The organism is Bradyrhizobium sp. SK17 (assembly GCF_002831585.1).
Classification (GTDB): Bacteria; Pseudomonadota; Alphaproteobacteria; order Rhizobiales; family Xanthobacteraceae; genus Bradyrhizobium.
The window spans coordinates 1,611,629-1,636,047 of record NZ_CP025113.1 but is presented as its reverse complement, the minus strand read 5'-3'; the positions used below and the strand labels follow the sequence as shown (position 1 = coordinate 1,636,047).

General features: G+C 64.9%; 19 protein-coding genes. 10 read left to right on the top strand and 9 right to left on the bottom strand.

Annotated elements, in window-relative coordinates:
* Positions 1-279 precede the first annotated feature (279 nt).
* The 9 genes from CWS35_RS07620 (at position 280) to CWS35_RS07580 (ending at position 12,997) form a co-directional block, all read left to right on the top strand.
* On the top strand, positions 280-2,007 hold the full coding sequence (locus CWS35_RS07620) for a hypothetical protein (protein ID WP_100951556.1): 1,728 nt from the start codon (positions 280-282) through the stop codon (positions 2,005-2,007).
* A 236-nt stretch (positions 2,008-2,243) separates the two neighbouring features.
* Positions 2,244-2,969 carry a thermonuclease family protein gene (locus tag CWS35_RS07615; RefSeq protein ID WP_024583678.1) on the top strand — a complete coding sequence of 242 codons (726 nt, stop codon included), beginning with the start codon at positions 2,244-2,246 and terminating at the stop codon, positions 2,967-2,969.
* 33 nt (positions 2,970-3,002) lie between these two features.
* On the top strand, positions 3,003-3,833 hold the full coding sequence (locus CWS35_RS07610; RefSeq protein WP_100951555.1) for an LssY C-terminal domain-containing protein: 831 nt from the start codon (positions 3,003-3,005) through the stop codon (positions 3,831-3,833).
* A 132-nt stretch (positions 3,834-3,965) separates the two neighbouring features.
* Complete coding sequence (locus CWS35_RS07605; RefSeq protein WP_024583680.1) at positions 3,966-5,150, top strand: alanine--glyoxylate aminotransferase family protein; 1,185 nt, start codon at positions 3,966-3,968, stop codon at positions 5,148-5,150.
* Positions 5,151-5,429: 279 nt separating this feature from the next.
* Complete coding sequence (locus tag CWS35_RS07600; RefSeq protein ID WP_245439025.1) at positions 5,430-6,482, top strand: ABC transporter ATP-binding protein; 1,053 nt, start codon at positions 5,430-5,432, stop codon at positions 6,480-6,482.
* A 22-nt stretch (positions 6,483-6,504) separates the two neighbouring features.
* Positions 6,505-7,569, top strand: coding sequence for an ABC transporter substrate-binding protein (locus CWS35_RS07595; protein WP_100951553.1), 1,065 nt, complete (start codon positions 6,505-6,507; stop codon positions 7,567-7,569).
* A 148-nt stretch (positions 7,570-7,717) separates the two neighbouring features.
* Entirely contained in the window at positions 7,718-9,436 is a 1,719-nt protein-coding gene (locus tag CWS35_RS07590) for an iron ABC transporter permease (RefSeq protein WP_100951552.1), read from the top strand.
* Positions 9,437-9,621: 185 nt separating this feature from the next.
* Entirely contained in the window at positions 9,622-11,727 is a 2,106-nt protein-coding gene (locus tag CWS35_RS07585; protein ID WP_100951551.1) for a S9 family peptidase, read from the top strand.
* A 241-nt stretch (positions 11,728-11,968) separates the two neighbouring features.
* Entirely contained in the window at positions 11,969-12,997 is a 1,029-nt protein-coding gene (locus CWS35_RS07580; protein WP_100951550.1) for an IS30 family transposase, read from the top strand.
* 10 nt (positions 12,998-13,007) lie between these two features.
* On the opposite strand, the gene CWS35_RS07575 is transcribed toward CWS35_RS07580, so the two are convergent.
* The 3 genes from CWS35_RS07575 to CWS35_RS07565 all read right to left on the bottom strand — a co-directional run bounded on the left by CWS35_RS07575 (position 13,008) and on the right by CWS35_RS07565 (position 16,454).
* Positions 13,008-13,727 carry a ribonuclease activity regulator RraA gene (locus tag CWS35_RS07575; RefSeq protein WP_100951549.1) on the bottom strand — a complete coding sequence of 240 codons (720 nt, stop codon included), beginning with the start codon at positions 13,725-13,727 and terminating at the stop codon, positions 13,008-13,010.
* Positions 13,728-13,841: 114 nt separating this feature from the next.
* Positions 13,842-15,581 carry an L-arabinonate dehydratase gene (gene araD, locus CWS35_RS07570; RefSeq protein WP_100956121.1) on the bottom strand — a complete coding sequence of 580 codons (1,740 nt, stop codon included), beginning with the start codon at positions 15,579-15,581 and terminating at the stop codon, positions 13,842-13,844.
* A gap of 237 nt (positions 15,582-15,818) precedes the next feature.
* Complete coding sequence (locus CWS35_RS07565; RefSeq protein ID WP_024583687.1) at positions 15,819-16,454, bottom strand: response regulator transcription factor; 636 nt, start codon at positions 16,452-16,454, stop codon at positions 15,819-15,821.
* 154 nt (positions 16,455-16,608) lie between these two features.
* Between CWS35_RS07565 and CWS35_RS07560 the strand changes: the two genes are divergently transcribed.
* Positions 16,609-16,917 (top strand): hypothetical protein, encoded by a 309-nt coding sequence (locus CWS35_RS07560; protein ID WP_024583688.1) that lies wholly within the window; start codon positions 16,609-16,611, stop codon positions 16,915-16,917.
* Between the two features lie 141 nt (positions 16,918-17,058).
* Here CWS35_RS07560 and CWS35_RS07555 read toward each other — a convergent pair whose 3' ends face one another.
* The 6 genes from CWS35_RS07555 to CWS35_RS07530 all read right to left on the bottom strand — a co-directional run bounded on the left by CWS35_RS07555 (position 17,059) and on the right by CWS35_RS07530 (position 23,991).
* Positions 17,059-17,376: a hypothetical protein gene (locus tag CWS35_RS07555; RefSeq protein WP_024583689.1), complete on the bottom strand. Its 318-nt coding sequence runs from the start codon at positions 17,374-17,376 to the stop codon at positions 17,059-17,061.
* 3 nt (positions 17,377-17,379) lie between these two features.
* Positions 17,380-18,237 (bottom strand): protein-glutamate O-methyltransferase CheR, encoded by an 858-nt coding sequence (locus CWS35_RS07550; protein ID WP_024583690.1) that lies wholly within the window; start codon positions 18,235-18,237, stop codon positions 17,380-17,382.
* Between the two features lie 35 nt (positions 18,238-18,272).
* Complete coding sequence (locus CWS35_RS07545; protein WP_024583691.1) at positions 18,273-18,662, bottom strand: PleD family two-component system response regulator; 390 nt, start codon at positions 18,660-18,662, stop codon at positions 18,273-18,275.
* A gap of 43 nt (positions 18,663-18,705) precedes the next feature.
* Positions 18,706-19,188 (bottom strand): chemotaxis protein CheW, encoded by a 483-nt coding sequence (locus CWS35_RS07540; protein WP_100951548.1) that lies wholly within the window; start codon positions 19,186-19,188, stop codon positions 18,706-18,708.
* Positions 19,189-19,264: 76 nt separating this feature from the next.
* The gene (locus CWS35_RS07535; RefSeq protein WP_100951547.1) at positions 19,265-21,991 is read right to left on the bottom strand and encodes a hybrid sensor histidine kinase/response regulator; all 2,727 of its coding nucleotides are present in this window, start codon (positions 21,989-21,991) and stop codon (positions 19,265-19,267) included.
* A 401-nt stretch (positions 21,992-22,392) separates the two neighbouring features.
* Entirely contained in the window at positions 22,393-23,991 is a 1,599-nt protein-coding gene (locus tag CWS35_RS07530; protein ID WP_024583324.1) for a flagellin, read from the bottom strand.
* Positions 23,992-24,419 lie beyond the last annotated feature (428 nt).

The following is a 24,419-nucleotide window of genomic DNA, read 5'->3' as shown; positions in this document are numbered from 1 at the left end:
GCCGTGTGTGCCGTTGAATTGAACTCAATTTGCGGCGCCGCAACAAACAGACCCTTAACCCGGCCGGGCGGCCGGGGCAACCCGGTTTGGCGCATGCTGCCGCCGGGCAAAGACTATTGACGCCGTTAAAATCCCGTTACGTGATCTCAGTCACATTTGTGTTTTGTACGGATTCATGTAGCTTTCCAATAGCTTGCGGGAATTGGGGAGGAGCGCGGGAAACACCGCCGGGCGGCGGCGTTAACCGGTTCCAGCAGAAAGAGATTCTCCTTGGGTTTCTTGGGCCTTCACGAGATCGCCGGGGCGGTGTGCCGGTCTTTGACCGCGAGCAAGGACGGACCGTCGCTGTACGAGGTCTGCGACCCGGTGCTGCAATCCTATCGCGGCGGCGATGCCCATCTCGGAAAATTCTACCGGACCGCGCTTGGCAATCCGCCGCTGCGTGCCCTGCTCCGCCGCACCGGCCTGCCCGACCTGAAGAACCCTGATCGCCTCGCCAGCCTGCGCGCCGCGCTGACCCAGGCGCGCGACGCCGAGGCGCCGGACTGGACCGCGATCGGCGCGCCCGTCGCCGACCTGATGGACGGCCTCGCCGTGCGCCATCCGGCGCCGCCGGCCGTCATCGCGCCGGCGCGGCCGCCCGCACCGGCCGAGATCGACCGCGTGATCCGCAAGACGGCCGCGCATCTGCTGCGCTCGTTCGGCAAGAACGGCTTCATCCCGACCTACGCCGCGTTCAACCTGATCGGCGATCCCGACATCGGCGGCCGCGAGATGCTGATGGCGCTGACCGGGCTGAATGCGCGCGGCTACAAGAACTCGACACTGCTGTTCAACCTGGCTCGCATCTTCATCGCGCATTCACCGGCGCGCGCGCTGATCAACCCGCCATGGCGCGGCATCGCCGAGCCGATGTGGGAGCCGGTGCAGATCCGGCATCGCTCGGCCTATTACGACGCGTTCTTCACCGAGGCGCTGCTCGGCTTCGTCGAGAGCGGGCTGGCGTCAACGGATGAGACCGCGGCTGCGCGGCGCGCGATCGCGGACATGGTGGATTTCTGCGTCAGGACCAGCGCCGAGGAGGTGCCGTCGCATGACGGCTCCAACGTGAAGGTCATCACCGCACTGGCGCCGGGGCGGCATCCGCGGTTCTCGCGCTTCTTCGCCCAGATCAAGCAGGATCTGGGCTTCGGCATCTATGTGCCCGACTGCGATACCACGGCGTGCGCGTTCTCCGCCGCGACCCAGGCCGGCTCCGACGATCCGATCCTGGCGCAGCCGCTGCTGGATTTCTATCGCGGCTACCAGGTGCGATCAGGCGCCAACGAGCCGCGGGTCACCGTGCCGCTCAACGACAACATCGACTATGAGGGCGGCGTCGTCACCTGGATCGACAATCTCCGCGGCGAGCGGCCTTACGGCAACGACCTCGATCCGACCCTGAACCTCGACATCCTCGAGGTCTCGTTCCGCAACCTCGCGCGCTGGCGGATCATCGAGACGCCGCAGCGGCTGGAGACGTTGCATCGCATCATCGCTTTCCAGAAGAACCTGGTCGAAAGCGGCGCGTTCAGGAATCCGCGCTCGCACATCTATTACCTGCCCGAGCTCTATTCGGCCTATTTCGGCCGCTGCTATGCCGCCTTCATCGCGCTGCCGCTGGCGGCGCAGCGCGTCATCGACCCCGGCAACGTGTTCGCGCTGATCCGCGCCCGCGTGCTCGGCTATGTCATCGGCGAACTGATCGCCCATGAGATGAACCCGTTCGACGCCGCGCTGGCGCTGATGGCGCTGGCGCATCTCGGCGCCGAGGTCTCGACCTTCACGCCCGCGCTGCATTGCATCGTGCAAAACCTCGGCGAGGGCGGACGCAGGGGACCCTACAAGGCCTATGAGTGGAACAAGATGAAGACACCGACCCGGATCCTGGTCGGCGGCCCCGAGGTGACGTCGGCGTTCGTGCTGATGGCGCTGGCGCTGGCGCGGAAGCGGATGGCGGCGGTGTAGGATGGGTGGAGCGCAGCGATACCCATCATCTGTCCCCGAGCGTCGATGGGTATCGCTTCGCTCCACCCATCCTACGGTCCGGAGAGGAAGCGAACGGCGCATTCATTGGGGGATGACGCGAAGTTGAAACTGGCGGAAACACTCCACCACTGGCACGGTTGCCCAATTGCCCGCACAATCCTTGGGCACGAGACGCTCAAGCCCTTTGAACGACACGAACCTGGCCGGGATTGCCGATGTTCAAGACGCTGCTCACTGCTGGTCTGCTGCTGACGCTGCCGACGCTGGCCTTCGCCGCCGACATCACCGGCGTGCCGAAGATCCGCGACGGCGACCAGGTCATGATCGGCAGCGTCCGCATCCGGCTCGGCGGCATCGACGCGCCGTCGACCGACCAGCTCTGCCTCAACACCAAGGGCGAGCGCTGGACCTGCGGCGTCGCCGCGCGCGACGAACTGGTCAAGTATGCCGGCAACAAGAGCTGGACCTGTCACGCCCGCTCGGTCGACCGCCGCGGCCGCACCATCGCGCGCTGTGAGGTCGACGGCGAGGACATCCAGAAATGGATGGTCAGCAATGGCTGGGCACTGGCCTATCTCCGCGTCTCGCACGACTACGAGGCGGACGAGAAGGCGGCGCGCGAAGCCAAGGCCGGGATGTGGCAGGGCGCGTTCATCGCGCCGTGGGACTGGCGGGTGCGCAACAAGAAGACCACCGTGCTTGGTGCGGTGAAAGTGCCGGAGAGTGCACACGCGATCCTGCAAGCCTCCGCCTCCGGCCCGGTGGCGCCCTCGCCCGACTGCACCATCAAGGGCAATGTCAACCGCTCCGGTGAATGCATTTTCCACCAGCCGACCAGCCGCTGGTACGCGCGGATCGAGATGAAGATCTCCAAGGGCACGCGCTGGTTCTGCTCGGTCGAGGAAGCCGAAGCCGCCGGCTGCCGCGAGACGCGGCGCTGAGGCGCGCGACGTAGTGATCCGGAAGCGTGTGCCGTGACCGACGTCGAGATCAACCCGCCAGCGGCGCACCGTCGCAAGCGACTGCGCTATCTGCAACTGCTGCTGTTCGTGCTGGTCATCTATTTGATCGCGGCCTATCTGGTGCTGCCGGCGCTGTGGACGCATCACGAGCACCAGAAGGGCCTCGCCAACCTGCCGATGGTGACCCGCACCGCGCAAGGGATTCCCGGTGACCCGATGAATGTCGGGTTGATCGGCGACACCAAGGACGTGGTTTGCGCGATGCACGAGGCCGGCTGGTTTCCCGCCGATCCGGTCACGCTGAAATCCTCGATCGAGATCGTCGGCTCCGTACTGCTCGATCGTCCCTACAAGGATGCGCCGGTGAGCAACCTGTTCTATCTCGGCCGCCGCGAGGATCTCGCCTTCGAGCGGCCGGTCGGCACCAGCGCGGATCGCCGCAACCATGTGCGGCTCTGGCGGGTGCTCGATCAGGGCGAGGAGAAGCGGCCGGTGTGGCTTGGTGCCGCGACGCTCGACCGCGGCGTCGGCGTCAGCCACTACACCGGCGCGGTGACCCATCATATCGCCCCCGATCTCGACGCCGAACGCGCGCAGCTCGCCGCCGATCTCGAATCCGCCGGCATGGTCACCGCGAAATATCAGGTCACCGGCATCGGCCCGACCCTCAACGGCCGCAATGGCGGCGGCGATCTCTATTACACCGACGGCGAGATCTGGGTGCTGCGGCTGGTCGAGGCGTGCAGCAAGAACCGCGGCGGCGTCGCGCAGATCCCGAGCCCCGCCGCGACCGAATTCAAGGACCAGATCTGGCACGCGGTGGTGGAATCGATCGACAAATGAGGCGGGTGTCCCGCGCTTTTGGAAATGCTGGATTGCTTCGCCCGGCTCGCAATCAGGGCCGCGATGGAATAGTCTCCGCGCCTGACCCCTCACACGCATGATTTGCGCGCTTACCCCAAAAGGAACAGGACGATGACCGTTCGCGCGGGCCGGGAATTTCTGGCCATCCCCGGGCCTACCACGATGCCCGATCAGGTGCTGCAGGCGATGCACCGCCCGGCGCTCGACATCTACTCCGCCGAGATGGTCGAACTGACCGAGAGCCTGCTGCGCGATCTCTCCAACTTATTCGCCACCAAGGGTAAATCCTACATCTACATCTCGAACGGCCACGGCGCGTGGGAGGCGACGCTCTCCAACGTGCTGTCGCGCGGCGACAAGGTGCTGGTGCTGGAGAGCGGCCGCTTCGCGATCGGCTGGGGCATGGCGGCGGCCGCGATGGGCGCCGAGGTCGAGGTGCTGAAGGGCGACTGGCGCCGCGCGATCCGCCCGGCCGAGGTCGAGGAACGGCTCAAGCGCGACACGGAACACAAGATCAAGGCGATCCTGGCGGTGCAGATCGATACCGCCTCCGGCGCGGTGAACGACATCGAGGCGATCGGCAGGGCGATCAAGGCCGCCGGCCATCCCGCGCTGTTCATGGTCGACACCGTCGCCTCGCTCGGCTGCATGCCGTTCGAGATGGACAAATGGTATGTCGACGTCGCGATGTCAGGCTCGCAGAAGGGCCTGATGACGCCGCCCGGCCTCGGCTTCGTCGCCGCCAATGACCGTGCCTGGGACGCCCACAAGAAGGCCAACCTGCGCACGCCCTATTGGGACTGGACCGAGCGCGAGGGCAGCGAGCACTACCGCAAATATGCCGGCACCGCGCCGGTGCATCTGTTGTTCGCGCTGCGCGAGGCGATCAACATGCTGCACGCCGAGGGGCTGGAGAATGCCTTCGAGCGGCACCGGCTGCTCGGCGAAGCGGTGCGTCGTGCTGTCGCGGTCTGGGCCGAGGGACAGGTGCTCGGCTTCAACATCGCCGAGCCCACGGAGCGTTCCAACACGGTGACGACGGTGACCGTGAAGGGCGCCGATCCCGCCGCGATCCAGCGCTACGCCAAGGAGAAATGCGGCGTGGTGCTTGGCACCGGCATCGGTGATTTGCAGGGCCAGGCGTTCCGCATCGCGCATATGGGCCACGTCAACGCGCCGATGATCCTCGGCACGCTCGGCGTCGTCGAGGTCGCGCTGACCGCGCTGAAGATCCCGCACGGCAAGGCCGGCGCCGACGCCGCGATCCAGTGGCTCGGCGAGAACGTGAAGGCGTAGGCCTGTCCTTCAAGCTGCGGATGAATCCATTCATCCCGTCATCCTGAGGAGGCCGCGCAGCGGCCGTCTCGAAGGATCGACGGCCACGCTGCCCGCCGCGAAGAAAGTACAAACCCGCTGAAACATCCGGACAACGCTCCGTCGGGTGACGGAACAGCTGCCACGACTTATTGAGAAGGCCCCTCCACTTTTCGTCGTCATCGTTTTCCGCTTTACTGCCGGCAACAGCCGGGCACTGATCCCTGCGACAAAGTCAAATGGAGGGATCGCTTGGCATCGGTGGAACTGCGCGGCCTGGTCAAGCGGTTTGGTTCGTTTGTCGCGGTTGATGACGTCTCCCTCACGATCGATCATGGCCAGCTGGTCTGCCTGCTCGGGCCGTCCGGCTGCGGCAAGACCACGACGCTGCGGCTGATCGCAGGCTTCCTCGAACCATCCGACGGCGAGATTCGCGTCGGCGACCGCGTGGTGTCGTCGAGGGCGCGCACGCTGCCGCCCGAGCAGCGCAACATGTCGATGATCTTCCAGAGCTACGCGCTGTGGCCGCATATGACGGTGGCCGAGAACATCGTCTATGGCCTGCGCCTGCGCAAAATGGATCGCGAGACGATCGCGAAGAAGCTCGCCGCGATCCTGGCGACCACCAGGCTGGAACCGCTGGCGCAGCGTTATCCGGGCGAGCTGTCCGGCGGCCAGCAGCAGCGCGTCGCGCTGGCCCGCGCGCTGATCGTCGGCCCCGAGACGCTGCTGCTCGACGAACCCTTGTCCAACCTCGACGCCAATCTGCGCGAGGAGATGCGGTTCGAAATCCGCCGGCTACATGACGAATATCGCTATACCACCGTCTACGTCACCCACGATCAGTCCGAGGCGATGACGACCGCCGATTTGATCGCCGTGATGAACGCCGGCAAGATCGACCAGCTCGGCACGCCCGAGGACATCTATGCGCGGCCGGACTCCGAATTCGTCGCGCGCTTCATCGGCGCTGCCAATGTGATCAAGGGCACCGCGCGCGACGTGAGCCATGTGGCGTTCGCCGGTGCCACGCTGGAAGTGGTCGGCGCCAGGCTCGCCGCCGGCCAGACCGCGCCGGTCGCGATCCGCCAGCATGAGATCCAGCTCTCGACCCAGGCCCCCACGGCGACGCAGAACACGCTGAAGGCCGTCGTGACGCGGCAGGTCTATCTCGGCATGAACCGCGACTACATGGTGGAAACCGCTGACGGCACCTCGCTGCGGGTGACCACGCCGACCGAGACCGCGGTCGAGAAGGGTAGTGAGGTCTGGCTGACACTGCCGCCCGAACGCTGCCGCGCGCTGAGCCGATAACAACAAGAAACGGAGGAACGCGATGCGAAAGGCGATTTCCAGACGCGATGTCCTGAAAGCCTCGGCGGCGCTTGCCGCCGGCGCGGTGTTCGCTTCGCCGGCACGCGCCGCGGCACCCGCGCCGGTCGCGATTACGCCCGAGCTCGTCGCGGCCGCGAAGAAGGAAGGTCAGCTCGTATTCTATTCGTCGATGGATCTGCCGGTCGGCGAAAAGCTCGGCAAGGCGTTCGAGGCCGCCTATCCGGGCATCACGGTGCAGATCGAGCGATCCGGCTCGGAGCGGCTGTTCCAGCGCGTCGCGCAGGAATTCGATTCCAACATCCACGCCGCCGACGTCGTCAACAGCGCCGATGCCTCGCACTTCATTCCCTGGAAGAAAAGCGGCTGGCTGATGCCGTTCGTCCCCGAAGACGTCGTGAAGTATTTCCCGAATGGCTATCGCGATCCGGACGGCATGGCCGTGACCACGCGGCTGTGGCTGTCGTCGATCGCCTACAACACCAATCTTGTGAAGGCCGAGGACGCGCCGAAGAGCTTTGCCGATCTGCTCGACCCGAAATGGGTTGGCAAGATGGTGAAGGGCCACCCGGCCTATAGCGGCACCATCATGACCACCACATTCCAGATCGTGCGCGAGCTCGGCTGGCCGTATCTGGAGAAACTTTCCAAACAGCGCGTCATGCAGGTGCAGTCCTCGACCGATCCGCCGAAGAAGCTCTCGCTCGGCGAGCGCGCGGTCATGGCCGACGGCAATGAGTACGGCATCGTGCTCTTGAAGGAGGCCGGACAGCCGGTCGAGGCGGTCTATCCGACCGAGGGCACGCCGACGATCTCGGGACCGACCGGCATCTTCGCCACGGCGCCGCATCCGAACGCCGCAAGACTGTTCCAGGCCTGGCTGCATACCCGCGAGACCCAGCAATTCTTCGTCGACTTCACCGGCCAATATTCGCTGCACGCCCAGGTGCAACCGAAGGCCGGCCGGCGCAAGCTATCCGACATCAAGCTGATGAAGGAGGATCCGGCGGGGGTGGAGGCGATGACCGAAGAGATCAAGACGCGCTATGCGCGGCTGTTTCGGGTGTGAGGATGGAGCGCACCGCCATACTCACCGCCGTCATTCCGGGGCTCGCGAAGCGAGAGCCCGGAATCCATTTCACCGCCGTCACTTGCGGCCCGATGGATTCCGGGCTCGCGCTGTGCGCGCCCCGGAATGACGGGTGGAAATATCTCGCATGACCACAACCACCACCTCCCCCGCTCTTCGCCCCCGCATCGACTGGACCCGTCCCATCCTGTGGCTGTTCGCGGCGGTGCTCGTCCTGCTCATCCTGCTGCCGCTGTCGTGGCTCGCGGTGTTTGCCTTCACCGACAAGAACCGCCATCCGACGCTGCAAAACTTCGTCACCCTGTTCAGCAATCCCGACTTCCTCGATCCGCTGCTGACGACCGCGATCATCGCGACCGTGTCGGCCTTGATCTGCTGCATCGTCGCGGCGCCGATCAGTTGGCTGGTGTCGCGCACCGACATGCCGGGCCGGCAGACCATCCGTGCGCTGGTGACGGCCTCGTTCGTGACACCGCCGTTCCTCGGCGCGGTCGCCTGGGAATTGCTGGCGGCGCCGAATTCCGGGCTGTTGAACCAGCTCTACCGGCTGTTCGCCGGCGAGGATGCCGATGCGCTGTTCAACATCTATTCGATGACCGGGATCATCTTCGTGATCTCCTGCTACACGTTCCCGTTCGTGTTCGTGCTGGTGGCCAATGCGCTCGACACCATGCCGGGCGAGCTGGAGGATGCCTCCGCGATCCTCGGCGGCAATGCCTGGACCACGGCGCGGCGAGTGACCATTCCGCTCGCGCTGCCGGCATTGGTCGCCGGCGCGTTGATCGCCTTCCTGCAAGCGATGACGCTGTTCGGTTCGCCGGCGATCCTGGCGCTGCCGGCCGGCTTCCACACCATGACGACCAAGATCTGGAGCCTGTTCCAGTACCCGCCCAAGCTCGAGCTTGCGGCCGCCGCCGCGGTGCCGCTGCTGGTGCTCACCATCCTGCTGCTGCAAGGCCAGAAGGCGCTGCTCGGCCGCCGCTCCTATTCGGTGATCGGCGGCAAGTATGGCGCGCCGCGCCGGGTCGAACTGCAAGGCTGGCGCTGGGCCGCACTCGGCTTCTGCCTGCTGGTGCTGCTCTGCCCGGTGTTCCTGCCTTATCTCGCACTGCTCAACGCCGCGTTCTCGCCGAATGCCACCACGTTGGTGATGCCGTCGACGGCGACCCTGCACAACATCATCTTCGTATTCACCGAGCTGTCGTCGACGCAGCTTGCGCTGAAGAACACGGTGATCCTCGGCACCGCGACGGCGACGATCGGCACCATCCTGGCGCTCGTCATCGCCTATGTCACGACGCGCAAGGTGATCGCCGGCCACCGCGTGCTCGGCTTCCTCGCCACCGCGCCGGTCGCCGTTCCCGGCATCGTGCTCGGCGTCGGCCTGTTCCTGAGTTACACGCGGCCGCCCTTCGTGCTCTACGGCACGCTGTGGATCCTGCTGCTGGCTTTCCTCACCATCAATCTGCCATCGGCCTATCAGCAATTGCAGGCGGCATTCACGACCATCCATCCCGAACTCGAGGAGGCGAGCCGCATCCTCGGCGCGACCAGGTTGCAGGCGCTCTGCCAGATCACCGCGCCCTTGTTGCGCACCGGCGTGATCGCGACCTGGTGCTTCATCTTCATCGGCGTGATGCGGGAACTATCGGCCGCGATCGTGTTGTTCACCTCGCAGACCAAGGTGCTGTCGGTCCTGATCTACGATCTCAACGAAGGCGGCGACCTCGCCGCGATCGCCGTGCTCGGCATCGCGATGCTGGTGATCACCTTCGCCGTGGTGCTGGCGGTGAACCAGATTCCGATGTCCGGCGGCAATGCGGGCGCGAAGCTGCGGAATGGGTAGTTCGCACGGCCGTCATTGCGAGCGAAGCGAAGCAATCCGTCTGTCCGCAGCAGGATAGGTGGATTGCTTCGTCGCTCCGCTCCTCGCAATGACGGGGATGGATCGGAGCTCACAACTACCCCTCCCCATCTGGCAATCGCCACATTCATCCCGATATAAAGCGGAACCCGCACCATGAGGATCGTGTGACCCACTCCACCAAGACATCGCCCCCCGTCGCGCCGCGCCGGCCGCATTCCTTCACCACCCACGGCATCACGGTGACCGACGACTATGCGTGGATCAAGGATCCGAAATGGCAGGAGGTGCTGCGCGATCCGTCGATTCTCGATCCCGACATCCGGAGCTATCTCGAAGCCGAGAACGGCTATACCGAGAGCCTGCTCGGCCATACCGGCGGCTTGCAGAAGCGGCTGGTCAAGGAGATGCGCGGGCGGATCAAGGAGGATGATTCCAGCGTGCCGTCGCCGGACGGCCCGTTCGCCTATTTCAGGAAATTCCGCGAAGGCGGCCAGCACGAGCTGTTCGCCCGCACGCCGCGCGACGGCGGCGAGGCGCATGTCGTGCTCGACGGCGACGCGCTGGCAAAGAACCACGAATATTTCAAGTTCGGCGGCAGCCGGCATTCCAACGATCACCGCCTGCATGCCTGGAGCGCCGACACCAAGGGCTCGGAGTATTTCTCGATCCGCGTGCGCGACTGGGCCACCGGTGGCGATCTCGACGACCTCGTCGAGGAGACCGACGGCGGCGTGGTCTGGGCCGCGGATTCCATGAGCTTCTTCTACGTCAAGCTCGACGACAATCACCGCCCGATGCAGGTGTGGCGCCACAGGCTCGGCACCAAACAGGCCGACGACATCCTGATCTATGAGGAGCAGGATTCCGGCTGGTTCACCCATCTGCACGAGAGCGCCAGCGGCCGCTTCTGCGTGATCGCCGGCGGCGATCACGAGACCTCGGAGCAGCGGCTGATCGATCTCAGCAACCCCGACGCGCCGCCGCGCCTGGTCGCGGCGCGCGAGGAAGGCGTGCAATATTCGATCGCCGATCGCGACGACGAACTGTTCATCCTGACCAATGCCGACGACGCCATCGACTTCAAGGTCGTCACCGCGCCGCTCGGCTCCCCAGCGCGCGCCAACTGGCGCGACCTGATCCCGTATCGCGAGGGCGTCTATGTGCTCGACGTCGAGCTCTATGCCGGCCACATGGTGCGGCTGGAACGCGCCAACGCACTGCCGGCGATCATCATCCGCGACCTCAAGACGGGCGAGGAGCACGCGATCGCGTTCGACGAGGCAGCCTATTCGCTCGACACCATGGGCGGCTACGAGTTCGACACCACCAATCTGCGCTTTGCCTATTCGTCGATGACGACGCCGTCGGAGGTCTATGACTACGACATGGCGACGCGGACGCGGGTGTTGCGCAAGCGCCAGGAGATCCCGTCCGGCCACAACCCGGCCGACTACGTCACCACGCGCATCATGGCGACGTCGCATGACGGCGCGCAAGTGCCGGTCTCGATCCTGCATCGCAAGGACTTCGTGCGCGACGGCAAGGCGCCGCTGCTGCTCTATGGCTACGGCTCCTACGGCATGGCGATGCCGGCGTCGTTCGCCGCCAACCGGCTGTCGCTGGTCGACCGCGGCTTCGTCTATGCGATCGCCCATATCCGCGGCGGCGCCGACAAGGGCTGGGGCTGGTATCTCGACGGCAAGCGCGAGAAGAAGACCAACACGTTCGACGATTTCGCCGCCGCCGGCCGCGCGCTGTGTGATGCGAACTACACCGGTGAGAAGCGCGTTGTCGGCCATGGCGGCTCGGCGGGCGGCATGCTGATGGGCGCGGTCGCCAATCGCGCCGGCGACCTGTTCGCCGGCATCGTTGCCGAGGTGCCGTTCGTCGACGTGCTCAACACCATGCTCGACGACACCTTGCCGCTGACGCCGCCGGAATGGCCGGAATGGGGCAACCCGATCGAGAGCGCGAAGGATTTCCGTACCATCCTGTCCTATTCGCCCTACGACAATGTCGCGGCGAAGGATTATCCGGCGATCCTGGCCATGGGCGGGCTCACCGATCCGCGCGTCACCTATTGGGAGCCGGCGAAATGGATCGCGCGGCTGCGCGCCACCATGCGCGGCGGCGGTCCTGTGCTGCTGCGTACCAACATGGGCGCCGGCCACGGCGGCGCCTCCGGCCGTTTCAACCGGCTGGATGAAGTCGCGATCGTCTACGCCTTCGCGCTGTGGGCGGTGGGGATGGCGGACAAGGCGGAGGTGTAGCCTTCGTAGCGCAGATTTCGCTACGCTCTATCCGGGCGACGGGTCCGGATAGTTTTGCCCCTTATCTCCCCATCGTCGTCCTGGCGAAGGCCAGGACCCATACCGCGTTATCTATCGAGAGAGGAAGTCGTAGTCCCACGGCGTGCAACGCAACTGCCGATCTTCGCCAAACTTCGCCCTGTGGTTATGGGTCCCCTGAGTTCACAAACGAAGTGCAACACTTCCATCTGGAGGTGTTGCCATGGGGCGGACTTACAAGCAGCTCTGCCTGGAGGAGCGATGCGAGATTGCCAGGCTTTCGGCCGGTGGTAGCTCGATCCGGCAAATCGCGGCAGCTTTGGATCGCCCGCCATCAACGATCTCTCGGGAGCTGAACCGCAATTCTGGCGTTCAGGTCGGTTACAAGCCCAGCTATGCCCAGCAACAGATGCGAGCGCGGCGCTGGACGGGCTCTCGCCTCGAACGAGAGCCCGGCCTGCGCCGCGCGGTGTTGGAACGTCTTGGTCGGGGCTGGTCGCCCGAGCAGGTCGCCGGCCGGCTGGCGCGTGAGCACGGCCGCAGGGTGATCTCCTATGAGAGCATCTACCGCTTCATCTATGCCCAGCTCACCCGCACCTCGGACTTCAGCTGGCGACGCTATTTGCCGCGCGGCAAGAGCAAGCGCGGTCGTCGCGGCAAGCGGGGCGGCAGTCCCGCAAGCTTCATCGAAGGCCGTGTTTCGCTGGATCAGCGTCCCATCGAGGTCGCCGATCGCAAGACCCCGGGCCATTGGGAGGCCGACCTCATGATGTTCTCCAAATACGGTCAGCAGATCTTGGCCGTGCATGAGCGCACCTCCCGCCTGTTGCTCGGCGTCCCCCTCGCAAGCAAGCTCGCCTCCGGCGTCGCCCACCATCTCGTGCGCCTGTTCGAGGTCCTGCCACAACCGATCCGCCGGACCGTCACCTTCGACAACGGCACCGAGTTCGCAGCTCACCTTTCCTTGCAAAGCCTCTTGATCAAGACGTTCTTCTGCGATCCCCACGCCCCCTGGCAGAAAGGTGGCATCGAGAACGCCATCGGCCGCATGCGCCGCTTCATCCCACGCAACACCGACCTTGAGAAGCTGCCGACCCGCCGCCTTCGCAAGTCCATCGCCGCCTACAACAACACCCCGCGCAAATGCCTTGACTTCAAGACCCCGACAGAGGTCTTTGCTGCTCAAGTGTTGCACTTCGAGTGTGAATCCACCTCCCGGCTTTCGCCGGGACGACGGCGGGGTATGTGGTGACAATGAACCGCTACCGCCCCTTCGCCTTCCGCCACACTGCAAAATCCCTCAACGTCTGCTCATCCGTCGCAGGATAGAGACCGAAGATGCTGCGGCCGTTTTGCACCTGCTCGGTGACGAAATCCTCGAACGCGGTCATTTCGAAGGTCTCGTTGGCGATCTCGTCGGCGAGATGGGCGGGGACCACGATGACGCCGTCGCTGTCGCCGAGGATCACGTCGCCGGGAAACACCGGCGCGTCGCCGCAGCCGATCGGAACGTTGATCTCGATCGCCTGATGCAAGGTGAGGTTGGTCGGTGCGCTCGGGCGATGGTGGAATGCCGGGAAGCCAAGCCGCCCGATCTCGGCCGAGTCGCGAAAGCCGCCGTCGGTGACGACGCCGGCGCAGCCGCGCTTCATCAGCCGCGTCACCAGGATCGCGCCAGCCGACGCCGCACGCGCATCCTTGCGGCTGTCCATCACCAGCACCGCACCCACGGGGCAATCCTCGATCGCCTTGCGCTGCGGGTGCGCTCGATCGCGAAACACCTCGATCGTATTGAGATCCTCGCGCGCCGGCATGTAGCGCAGCGTGAAGGCCTCGCCGACCATGGTCGGCTGATCGGGGCTCAGGGGATGCACGTCCTGGATCATCTGGATACGGAAGCCACGCTTGAACAGCGCGGTCGCGACGGTGGCGGTGGAGACAGTTTTGAGTTTATTGCGGGTGGCGTCGCTGAGTTTCGACATGGTGCTCTTTCGTCATTCCGGGGCGCGCGCAGCGCGAGCCCGGAATCCATCGGGCCGCATGCGCTGTGGACAAATGGGTTCCGGGCTCACGCTTCGCGTGCCCCGGAACGACAGCTAGTAAATCGACGGCTCGCCCACCGGCTTGCCAAACCCGGTCTCGAGGAAATCGAAGTCGCAGCCCTCATTGGCCTGCTTGATGTGCTTCGAGAACATCCAGCCATAGCCGCGCTCGAAGCGCTTCTCGGGCTGCTTCCACTCCGCGCGGCGTCCGGCGAGCTCGGCCTCCGGCACGTCGAGGTCGATGGTGCGCGCGGCAACGTCGAGCGTGATACGGTCGCCGTTGCGCACCAGCGCCAGCGGGCCGCCGATGAACGATTCCGGCGAGACGTGCAGGATGCAGGCGCCGTAGCTGGTGCCGCTCATCCGAGCATCCGACAGCCGCACCATGTCGCGCACGCCCTGCTTCACCAGCTTGGTCGGGATCGGCAGCATGCCCCATTCCGGCATGCCCGGCCCGCCCTGTGGGCCAGCATTGCGCAGGATCAGCACGTGATCGGCCGTGACGTCGAGATCGGGATCGTCGACCGCCTTCTTCATCGAGGGATAATCGTCGAACACCAGTGCCGGCCCGCTGTGCTTGAGGAAGCGCGGATCGCAGGCGCTTGGCTTGATCACGCAGCCATCGGGGGCGAGATTGCCCTTCAGCACCGCCAGCGCGCCCTCCTTGTAGATCGGGTTGTCGACGGTGCGGATGACGTCGTCATTGTAGACCTCGGCGCCCGCGATGTTCTCGCCAAGTGTCCTGCCGGTGACGGTGATGCAGTCGAGATGCAGATGCGGCTTGATGCGGTTCATCAGGCCGGGCAGCCCGCCGGCATAGAAGAAATCCTCCATCAGATAGAGGTCGCCGCTCGGCCGCACATTGGCGATGACAGGCACCTTGCGGCTCGCGATCTCGAAATCATCGAGCGAAATGTCCTGGCCGGCGCGGCGCGCCTGCGCGATCAAATGGATGATCGCGTTGGTCGAGCAGCCCATCGCCATCGCGACCGTGATGGCGTTCTCAAAGGCCTTCCGTGTCTGGATCCGCTGCGGCGTCAGATCCTCCCACACCATCTCGACGATGCGGCGTCCGGCCTCCGAGCTCATCCGGATGTGGTTGGCGTCGGCCGCGGGGATCGACGAGGCGCCGGGCAATGTCATGCCGATCGCTTCGGCGATCGCGGTCATCGTCGAGGCGGTGCCCATCGTCATGCAGGTGCCGTAGCTGCGGGCGATGCCGGCCTCCATGTCGACCCAGTCCTTGTCGGAGATTTTCCCCGCACGCCGCTCGTCCCAGTACTTCCAGGCATCCGAGCCGGAGCCCAGCGTGCGGCCCTTCCAATTGCCGCGCAGCATCGGACCGGCCGGCAGATAGATCGCCGGCAGGTTCATGCTGGTGGCTCCCAACAACAGCCCGGGCGTCGTCTTGTCGCAGCCGCCCATCAGCACCACGCCGTCGACCGGATGGCCGCGCAGCAGTTCCTCGGCATCCATCGCCAGCATGTTGCGGTAAAGCATCGTGGTCGGCTTCAGCAGCGATTCCGACAGCGACAACGCCGGCAGCTCGAGCGGAAAGCCGCCGGCCATCAGCACGCCGCGCTTGACGTCGTCGACCCGACTCTTGAAGTGCATATGACAGGGCTGCGCATCGGACCAAGTGTTGATGATCGCGATCACCGGCCGATCGCGCCATTCCTCCGGCGCGTAGCCCATCTGCATCGCGCGGGAGCGATGGCCGAAGGCTCTGAGATCGTCGGGAGCAAACCATCGCGCGCTGCGCAATTGGTCCGGGGTCTTGGTCTTTTTTGTCATCTTCATTGCGCCAAGTTTGATGCCGAGTTTTTCGATGCCAGGTTCTTTGCTGCCAGGCTCATCGCAACGATGTGTCTGGATATTGCCGCGCATGCGCGGGGCCTCTGCGTATATGCCCTGTAGCATGCATAGGCTCGAATTCCGAACCTGACGTCCGGCGCTCGTGTTGAGCAGCGTGCATCGCACAAACTGCGCGATGTGGAAGCCACAATGACAAACGGGCTTTTGTAGTCCCGATCAACCCTGGCGCTGCGCTGTCATCACGATCCGGACGAGATCGGCGGCATTGCGCGCGCCGAGCTTCTTCATGATGTTGGCGCGATGGTCCTCGATCGTGCGCGGACTGATACCGAGCTGACGCCCGGCCTCCTTATTGGAGGCGCCCGCGGTGAACTGTTCGAGCACCTCGCGCTCACGGCGGGTCAGCGGTTCGCGCCCCGGAAAATGCAGCGAAGCGACGCGCGACGCCGAAGTCTCGGCCTGGCGTCTCGTATAGGCGTCGATCGCCTCGTTGAGACGGCTGACGATTTCATTGCCACGGAACGGCTTTTCGATGAAATCGAGCGCGCCGTTCTTGATGGCGCTGACCGCCATCGCGATGTCGCCCTGCCCCGAAATCATGAAGATCGGCGCCGGATAATCCTCACCGTGAAGCTCTCTGAGGATATCGAGACCGGATTTACCGGGAATATGCACGTCGAGCAGGATGCAGGCCGGCGTCCTGCTGCGAGCCACTGCAAGCAGTGCGGCGCCGTCCGCAAAGCAGATCACCTTGTAGCCGGCGGTCGACAGGACCACGGAAAGCGTCTCGCGAACGGCTGGATCGTCGTCGACTACGAAGATTTCCCCGCGAGGAGCGCCATTCTCAACCATATGCATCGTCCATCAGTGGTGAAGCGTGCTGACCTGACCGCACAAGAGATGTCTTGACCAAATTGATCAATGGACCCGTATTTGTACGGGACGTCCGCTTAACGCACAAGTAGCACCACGCTCCCTAAAAGTGGGGGACAGTGGAGAAGCATGCATGGAAAATGCAGCCGCGGAAAGCGTCACGGCGTGTTCGGACGACGGCAATGATCCCTACAACCTGATCATGGCGGACCTGGTCGCGCTGATCGGTCACGTCCAGGCGAGCCTGCGGCTGATCGAGGCCGCGATCGCGCGCGAGGCGTTGCTGGCCGAGCAAGACGCCGCCGCAAACATCTTCCTTCTCGACGACGTCAGCCCGCGATACGTCGCCGCGTCCACAGCCCTGAAGGCATGCGACGCCGGCCTCGGCGTGGCACTCGATCGGCTTCACGTTTCGGACGCACCGGCGCGCCTGCTGAACTGATCCGCCGGACCAGCAACCTCCCGCCTTTTCACGATCGCGCAAATCGTCCCAACGACGTCCCAACCCATGGGGCGGCGATCCGTTCCACACATCCGGATTGACTAAAGACCGCGCCGTGCCGGCGGCGTCGGACCCTCGACGTCAAGCTCTTGCCCGCTCGTCGTCGGCGGCGGATCGCCGCTTGCTCGGCTTGCCCTTGAGGAAGCTGATGTCCATGTCGGCACCGTTGACGCGGACCAGTTCGCAGCGGCGATAGGCAAGTCCCGTCGACGACAGCAGCAGGAAGAATTCCTTCAGATTGAGCCCCTGAATGGAACCTTCGACGGTCAGCGCCGCATCATTGTCCGAGATGGCATTGAGCTGGCAGTCACGCCGCCAGGTGCCGTCGATGGCCATGATGCAGACATCGACCCCGCGGCTGAACGTGACACGCTCGATTGATCTGCCGTCCTCGGTCATCGCTCAATATCCGACCGCCATGGCGGCCCGTGGCATCGCAAGCGCCGGCCGCACCCCGCTTGGGCGGTACAGGCCGCGCCGCTCGGGAATCGGCTTGAACGTGTCGGTCAGGCCGACGACCGTTTCAGCCGCGCCCAGCACCAGGAAGCCGTCGGCCTCCATCAGGCGGGCAAGACGGTTGAAGATGTTGATCTTGGTGTCCTGGTCGAAATAGATCAGCACGTTGCGACAGAAGATCACATCGAACGTGCCGAGCTGGGAGAAATCGTGCAGCAGGTTGAGCTGGCGATGCTGCACCATCGAGCGCAACTCGGGATTGACCTGCCAGAATTCTCCCGACTGCTTGAAGTACTTGACCAGCAACTGGATCGGCAGCCCGCGCTGCACCTCGAACTGGCTGTAGATGCCAGCCTTCGACTTCTCCAGCACCTCCTGCGACAGATCGGTCGCGATGATCTCCACCCGCCATCCGGCAAGCGCGGCGCCCATTTCCTTCAGACACATCGCCAGCGAATAGGGCTCCTGCCCGGTCGAGCCGGCGGCGCACCAGATCCGGACGCTGCGGCGCGCGGCACGCGCCTTCAGCACGTCGGGCATGATGGTGTCGCGGAAGTGGTCGAACGGCACCTTGTCGCGGAAGAAGAACGTCTCGTTGGTGGTCATGGCCTCGACCACCTGGACGGTGTGCGAGGACGAGCCGGCCCGGATCTTCGTCACCAGGTCGGGAATGCCGGACAGGCCGCATTTGCGCGCCAGCGGCAGCAGGCGGCTCTCGATCAGATATTGCTTGTCCGCGGACAGATCGAGACCGGAATGGTCCTTGAGGAGCTTACGCAGATACTCGTAGTCAGGGGGCGTCACGGGAGCCTCGCAAAGGCAAAGGGTGAAACTGGGTATTAGGCTTCGGCCGACGCATCGAGCGCCAGCAGACCCACTTCCTGGAATTTCGCGATCACGATGTCCTTGTCGAATGGCTTCATGATGTACTCGTTGGCGCCGGCATGCAGCGCGCGCGAGATGTGATCGATGCCGTTTTCGGTGGTGCAGAACACCACCTTCGGCGCGTCACCGCCGGCCATGCGGCGGAGTTGCACGAGGAATTCGAAGCCGTCCATCACGGGCATGTTCCAGTCGAGCAGCACCGCGTCCGGCATCGCGCGCTTGCAGGCCTCGAGCGCCACCGCGCCATCCTCGGCTTCGATGACCGCGAACTGCATGGCTTCGAGGATGCGGCGTGCGATCTTGCGCACCACACCGGAATCGTCGACGACAAGACACGTCTTCATGTGTTGGCCTCCTTGTAGAATCCACCGTCTCCGCGGCGGAGCGTTACGCTGCGGCAGCTGTCTTCACAGCCGCCTTGGGCACCAGTTCGAGCACGCGATCGACATCGAGGACGACCATGAGCTGTCCGTCGAGGCGATGGACGCCGCCGGCGAGCTTGGCCATGCGGGGATCGAGATTGACCGGGTTGTCCTGGCGGCTGTCGTCGGGCAGCCGCAGCACCTCGCCGATCTGGTCGATCAACAGGCCGTAGGATTCGCCGCGCTGGTCGACGCCGACCGCCATCGGCGGCTGGCCGTCGTCGGCCTTCGGCAGCCCGAGCCGGGCGCGCATGTCGATCACGGTGACGATGCGGCCGCGCAGGTTGAGCACGCCGGCGATCTCGCTGGTCGCCAGCGGCACCCGCGTCAGCCGCTCCGGCATGAACACGTCCTGCACCCGCGAGATCGGCAGCCCGAACAGCTGCCCGCCGATCACGGCGGTGACGTATTCGGCCATCGCGCCTTCGGTCGTCTCGGTCTTGGTCATCGCATCTGTTTCCTTCGAGCCCTTTGTTTGAGCATGATCTGATCGGAAAGCCGCTTCACACTTTTCCGGATCATGCTCAGGCCGCCCGCCGCAGTTCGGCGGTCTGTTCCTTGAGCGCCGCGATCAGCCCGGGACGATCGAACTTGGCGACATAGTCGTGGAAGCCGGCCTGCCGGCCGCGCTCGATCGCCGCCGGCGACACCATCGCCGACAGCGCGATGATCGGCAGCCCGATCAAATTGTGGTCGGACCGGATGTTCTCGGCGAACTCGAAGCCGTTCATCTCGGGCATCTCGATGTCGGTCAGCACGACGTCGAAGCTGCCCGCGCGCAGCGCGGCGAGCCCCTCCTGCGCACCGCCGGCGGTCCTGACCTTGTAGCCGGCGGCCTTCAAGACCGGCGCCAGCATGTTGCGGAAGAACGCAGAGTCGTCGACCAGCAGCACCGACTGCGCCGAGGCCGACGGCCGCATCTCCTTGCGCGAGAACCAGTCGGCGAACGCCATCGGCAGGAAGTGGCCGACGTCGATCACTTCAGTGGCCTGGCCCTTGATCACGGCCGAGCCCAGGATGCCGTCCTGGCTGCCCGCGACCTCGATGTTGAGCTTCTCCTCGACGATGTCGATGATCTCGTCGACCACGAGCCCCATCGAGCGGCCGTCATCGGCGAACACCAGGATCGGCTGCGAGCCCTGGGTCTGCACCGCGACCCCGGCCATCTGCACCAGCGGCATCAGCTGCTCGCGGTACTGCACCATGTAGCGGCCGTTACTGAGCTCGATCTTGTCGGTTGCGATCTCCTCCAGCCGGGTGACGAGGCCGAGCGGCACCGCCTTGGGCTGCGCGGAACCGGCGCGGAACACCAAAAGCGAGGTGAGCTGCTCGCCACTCGTGGCATGGGCCGAGGCATTGTCGTCGGCCATGTCATGGGCCGAGGAGCCGGAGGCGCCGAGCGCCTTGGCAATGCCGTTGGGGTCGATGATCATGATCACGGCGCCATCACCCAAGATGGTGTTGCCGGAGAACATGTCGATGTGCCGCAGCTTGGTCGACATCGGCTTGACCACGATCTCCTCGGTGTGGAACACGCCGTCGACCACGATGCCGAAGGTCTGGCTACCGACCTGCGTCACCACGATGAAGCCGTTCTCGGCGTCGGTTGAGGTGGCGCCGTCGTCGATCTTCAGGAGCTTCTTGAGATGGATCAGCGGCAGCAGCTTGTTGCGCAACCTCAAGACCGCGGTGTCCTTGATCCGCTCGATGCGGTGCTCGGAGTTGGCGCGGGCCCGCACCAGCTCGACCACGGACAATTGGGGAATCGCAAAGCGGTCGCCGCCGGCTTCGACGATCAGTGCGGAGACGATGGCGAGCGTCAGCGGGATCTTGATGGTGACACTGGCACCCTCGCCGGCCACGCTCTTGATGTCGATGGTGCCGCCGATCTGGTCGATATTGGTGCGCACCACGTCCATGCCGACGCCGCGGCCGGACACCGAGGTCACTTGCGCTGCGGTCGAGAAGCCCGGCGCGAAGATGAACTTGTGGATCTGGGCTTCCGTCATCTTCTCGAGCTCGGCCTCGGTGACGAGACCGTTCTGGAGCGCCTTGGCCTTGATCCGCTCGGTGTTGAGCCCGCGGCCATTGTCGGCGATGCAGATGATGATGTGGCCGCCCTCGTGATAGGCACTGAGCCGAATGGTACCTTGCTCGGGCTTGCCGGCCGCGACCCGCTCGGCGGTGGTCTCGAGGCCATGATCGGCGGAGTTGCGCACCATGTGCGTCAGCGGATCCTTGATCAGGTCGAGCACCTGGCGGTCGAGCTCGGTGTCGGCGCCGTGCATCTCCAGCTCGATCTGCTTGCCGAGTTCGCCGGAGAGATCGCGGACGATGCGCGGCAGCTTCTGCCAGGCATTGCCGATCGGCTGCATCCGCGTCTTCATGACGCCTTCCTGCAGCTCGGCGGTGACGTTGGAGAGCCGCTGCAACGGCACCTTGAACTCGGTGTCCTCGTTGCGGCGGGAGATCTCCAGCAACTGGTTGCGGGTCAGCACCAGCTCGGAGACCATGGTCATGAGATGTTCGAGGGTGTCGACATTGACCCGGATCGACTGGTTGGCGATCTTGTCGCCTTCCTGGACGTCCTCGGCGACGGCCTTGCGGGCCGGCTTCTTGGCGGGCTCGGCGGCCTCGGCGACGGCTGGAGCAGCCGGCTTCGCGACCGCTGCGGGCGCCGGCGCCACGACTTCGATCGCAGTCTCGCGGAAGGCGCGCTCGAGCTCGTCGAGCGAGACCTCGCCTGGACGCAACGGGCGCTCCAGCGTCTGCACCACCAGCGTGCCTTCGGTCATGTCGGCCTGCACCGGCGGCGCCTCGACGACGGGGACGGATTCTTCAGCGACGGCCGTCTCACCCGCGGCCATCGCCGCCATGCCGCGCTCGACCATGGCTTCCAGCTGATCGATCAGGTCGCGGTCGTTGCCCTCGGGCTCGGCTTCGGTCGCCTCGAGCCCGGCCAGGATCTCCTTGATGCGGTCGATCGAGGACAGGATCAGCGTCACGGCTTCCGCCTTCACCGGCATGCCGTCGCGGAACTTGCCCATCAGGGTCTCGCCGGCATGCGCCAGCGCCTCGAGCCGCGGCAGCCCGAGGAAGCCGCAGGTGCCCTTGATGGTGTGCACAAGGCGGAAAATGTTATCCAGGATCTTCGCGTTGTTCGGATCCTGCTCGAACTGCACCAGCTGGTTGTCGACCGTATCCAGGCTCTCGCTGCTCTCCGTCAGGAACTCGCGCAACAGATCGTCCATGAATCGGTCCCCTCAAGGTGCTACGGAACGCTCGCCTCGTATCGATAGCTTGGCCGGCTTCACGGCGACGTTAATTTTACCGTCCGTGCAACTACGGACGGTCCGTCTCATCAAGCAGTCGGAAGCAGCGTGACGCGCGCCGGGCCAGCCCCGGAAGAACAGGTACTTACGCCGGCAAAGCACAAGACCGCGTTCCGCGGGTCGCCTCGATTTGAATGAAATGCGAGCTGGCGGCGGTTAAGCCCGGCGGTCCCGCACGCGTCCAGGTGCGAAGACCAAAACCTGATCGTGCAGCGTGCTGCGATCGGGAGTGGCAATGACGGCGAGATAACCTTAGCGAAAAGTAAAGGCGGCGGAGTTGCCTCCGCCGCCTCCGGACTTGATGGATGTCGCGCTTACGCTTAGCGGAGCAGTTGCAGCACGCTCTGCTGCGACTGGTTGGCCAGCGCCAGCGCGGACACCGCGATCGACTGGCGGGTCGACAGCGCCTGGCTGTTGGCCGCTTCCTCGTTGGTGTCGGCCAGCGTCAGGTTGGACGAACCGGTCTGCAACACGTTGATCAGGTTCTTGGAGAAGTCCTGACGGATCTGCACGATCGACAGGTTCGAACCGAGGGTCGAAGCCTGGGTGCGCAGCAGGCCGCTGGCGTTGTTCAGCGTCTTCAGCGTGGCGTTGGCCGAGGCGTTGTCAACGAAGTCGGTGCCGGCGGTCAGCTTGGTGAGGTTGAGGCCGGAGGCATCGAAGGTCACGCCCTGGATCTTCAGCGTCGAGGAGCCCGTCTCGTTGAAGGTCAGCTTGAGCTGATCGCCATTGAGCAGGTTGATGCCATTGTACGAGGCGTCCTGGGCGGTCGTGGTGATCTGGTCCAGGATGTTGTTGTACTGGTTGACCAGGTTGGCGCGATTCGACAGCCCGTTCGGATCCTGCACCGGAGCGCTGCCGGCGAGGCCGTTGAACAGCTTGCCTGAAGCGGCCGCCGTGCCACCGATCGTGCCGATGGTCGCGGACGCCGCATCGTTGGTGGTGCTGATGGTGAGCGCACCGCTCGCGCTGAGCGAGGCCTGCAGGTTGTTGGCCGACAGGGCGTTGTTCAAGTCGTTGAGGGACTTCACCTGACCTGCGCCGCTGCCGAACGTGATATTGGTGGCCTTGCCGTTGCCGGTCGGGTTGATCGTCAGCGTCAAGCCATCGAGCGGCGACGGCGTCGCCACGGTGCGGGCCTTGGTGGTGGCCGTCAAACCAAAGGCGGCCAGACCCGAACCGGAGATGTTGAGATCCTGGTTGACGCCGGTGCTGATCTGGAGCGCGCCGGCCGACACGGTGGAGGCGGTGGTCGCGCCGGTGATGCCGTCGATCGCGGTGAGCAGGTCGCCGACGGTCAGGTTGCTACCCGCGCCGGTGCCGAGGGTCACGTTGCCGGACGCGTCGGTGGTCGACGTGGTCTGCGAGGTCGAGAAGGTGATCGACTTGCCGTTGACGCTGATCGTGCCGGTCGGGGTCGTCGCCAGGCTATCGGAGTTGGTGGCGCTGACGAGCTTGGTGGCAGCCGTGATCGGCGCGGGCGTCGTGAGGTTGTTGTTGACGGCCGTACCGGCGAGGGTGGCATTGCTGTAGGTGGCGGTACCCCGGATATCGTCGTTGGTCGCGCCGGTGATTACGGCGGTCGTCACCTGCGACTTCTGGGAATAACCGACCGCAGCCTGCAAGGCCTGGTTGGCGACCGACTTGGCGCTGTCGACCAGCTTCTGGAGCGAGGTGATGCCGGTGTTGGCGGCCTGCAGCACCTGCACGCCGTTGCCGATGCCGTCGAGCAGGTTGTTGATGTCGCTGGCGCGGTTGTCGAGCGACTGCGCCGTGAAGAAGTTGGTCGGATTGTCGAGCGCAGTGTTGACCTTCTTGCCGGTGGACAAGCGGTTCTGCGTGGTGGCGAGGAGATCGGCGGTCGACTGCAGCGAAAGCAGGTTCTGACGGACCGATGACGAAAGGACGATGCCGGACATACTGGTACCCTTCTGGATGAACACGATTGACGCGACGCCGTAAATTTCACACGGCGATCGGTGCCACACTGGGCCGCCGGCGCTACCCGTTCGTTAAAGGGCCGCTCCGTACAAATACCCAGAATGGCCTGACCGGTGGTTCTACGGGCAACGATCGCAGCCGTTGAACAGAGCCGCGCCGGTCAGCCGCACCGCCATGGTCGCCGCGGCGGATTAGTCTCCGCTTTTGCGTGACTTGCCGCGAGCTCGCGCGAACGCGACGGCGTTTCGTGAGCTGCAACCGCGGCCCATCCGCCGGGCGGCCGCGCACCGACCAGAGTTAATGGAAATCAACAAATGCGGGATAAAGCCGCAACCTATTGTCTCGCGATGCGTGCGGCTCGAATCCAACTCGATCGTCGCACAGGCCGATGCGCCGGCGGCCGTCT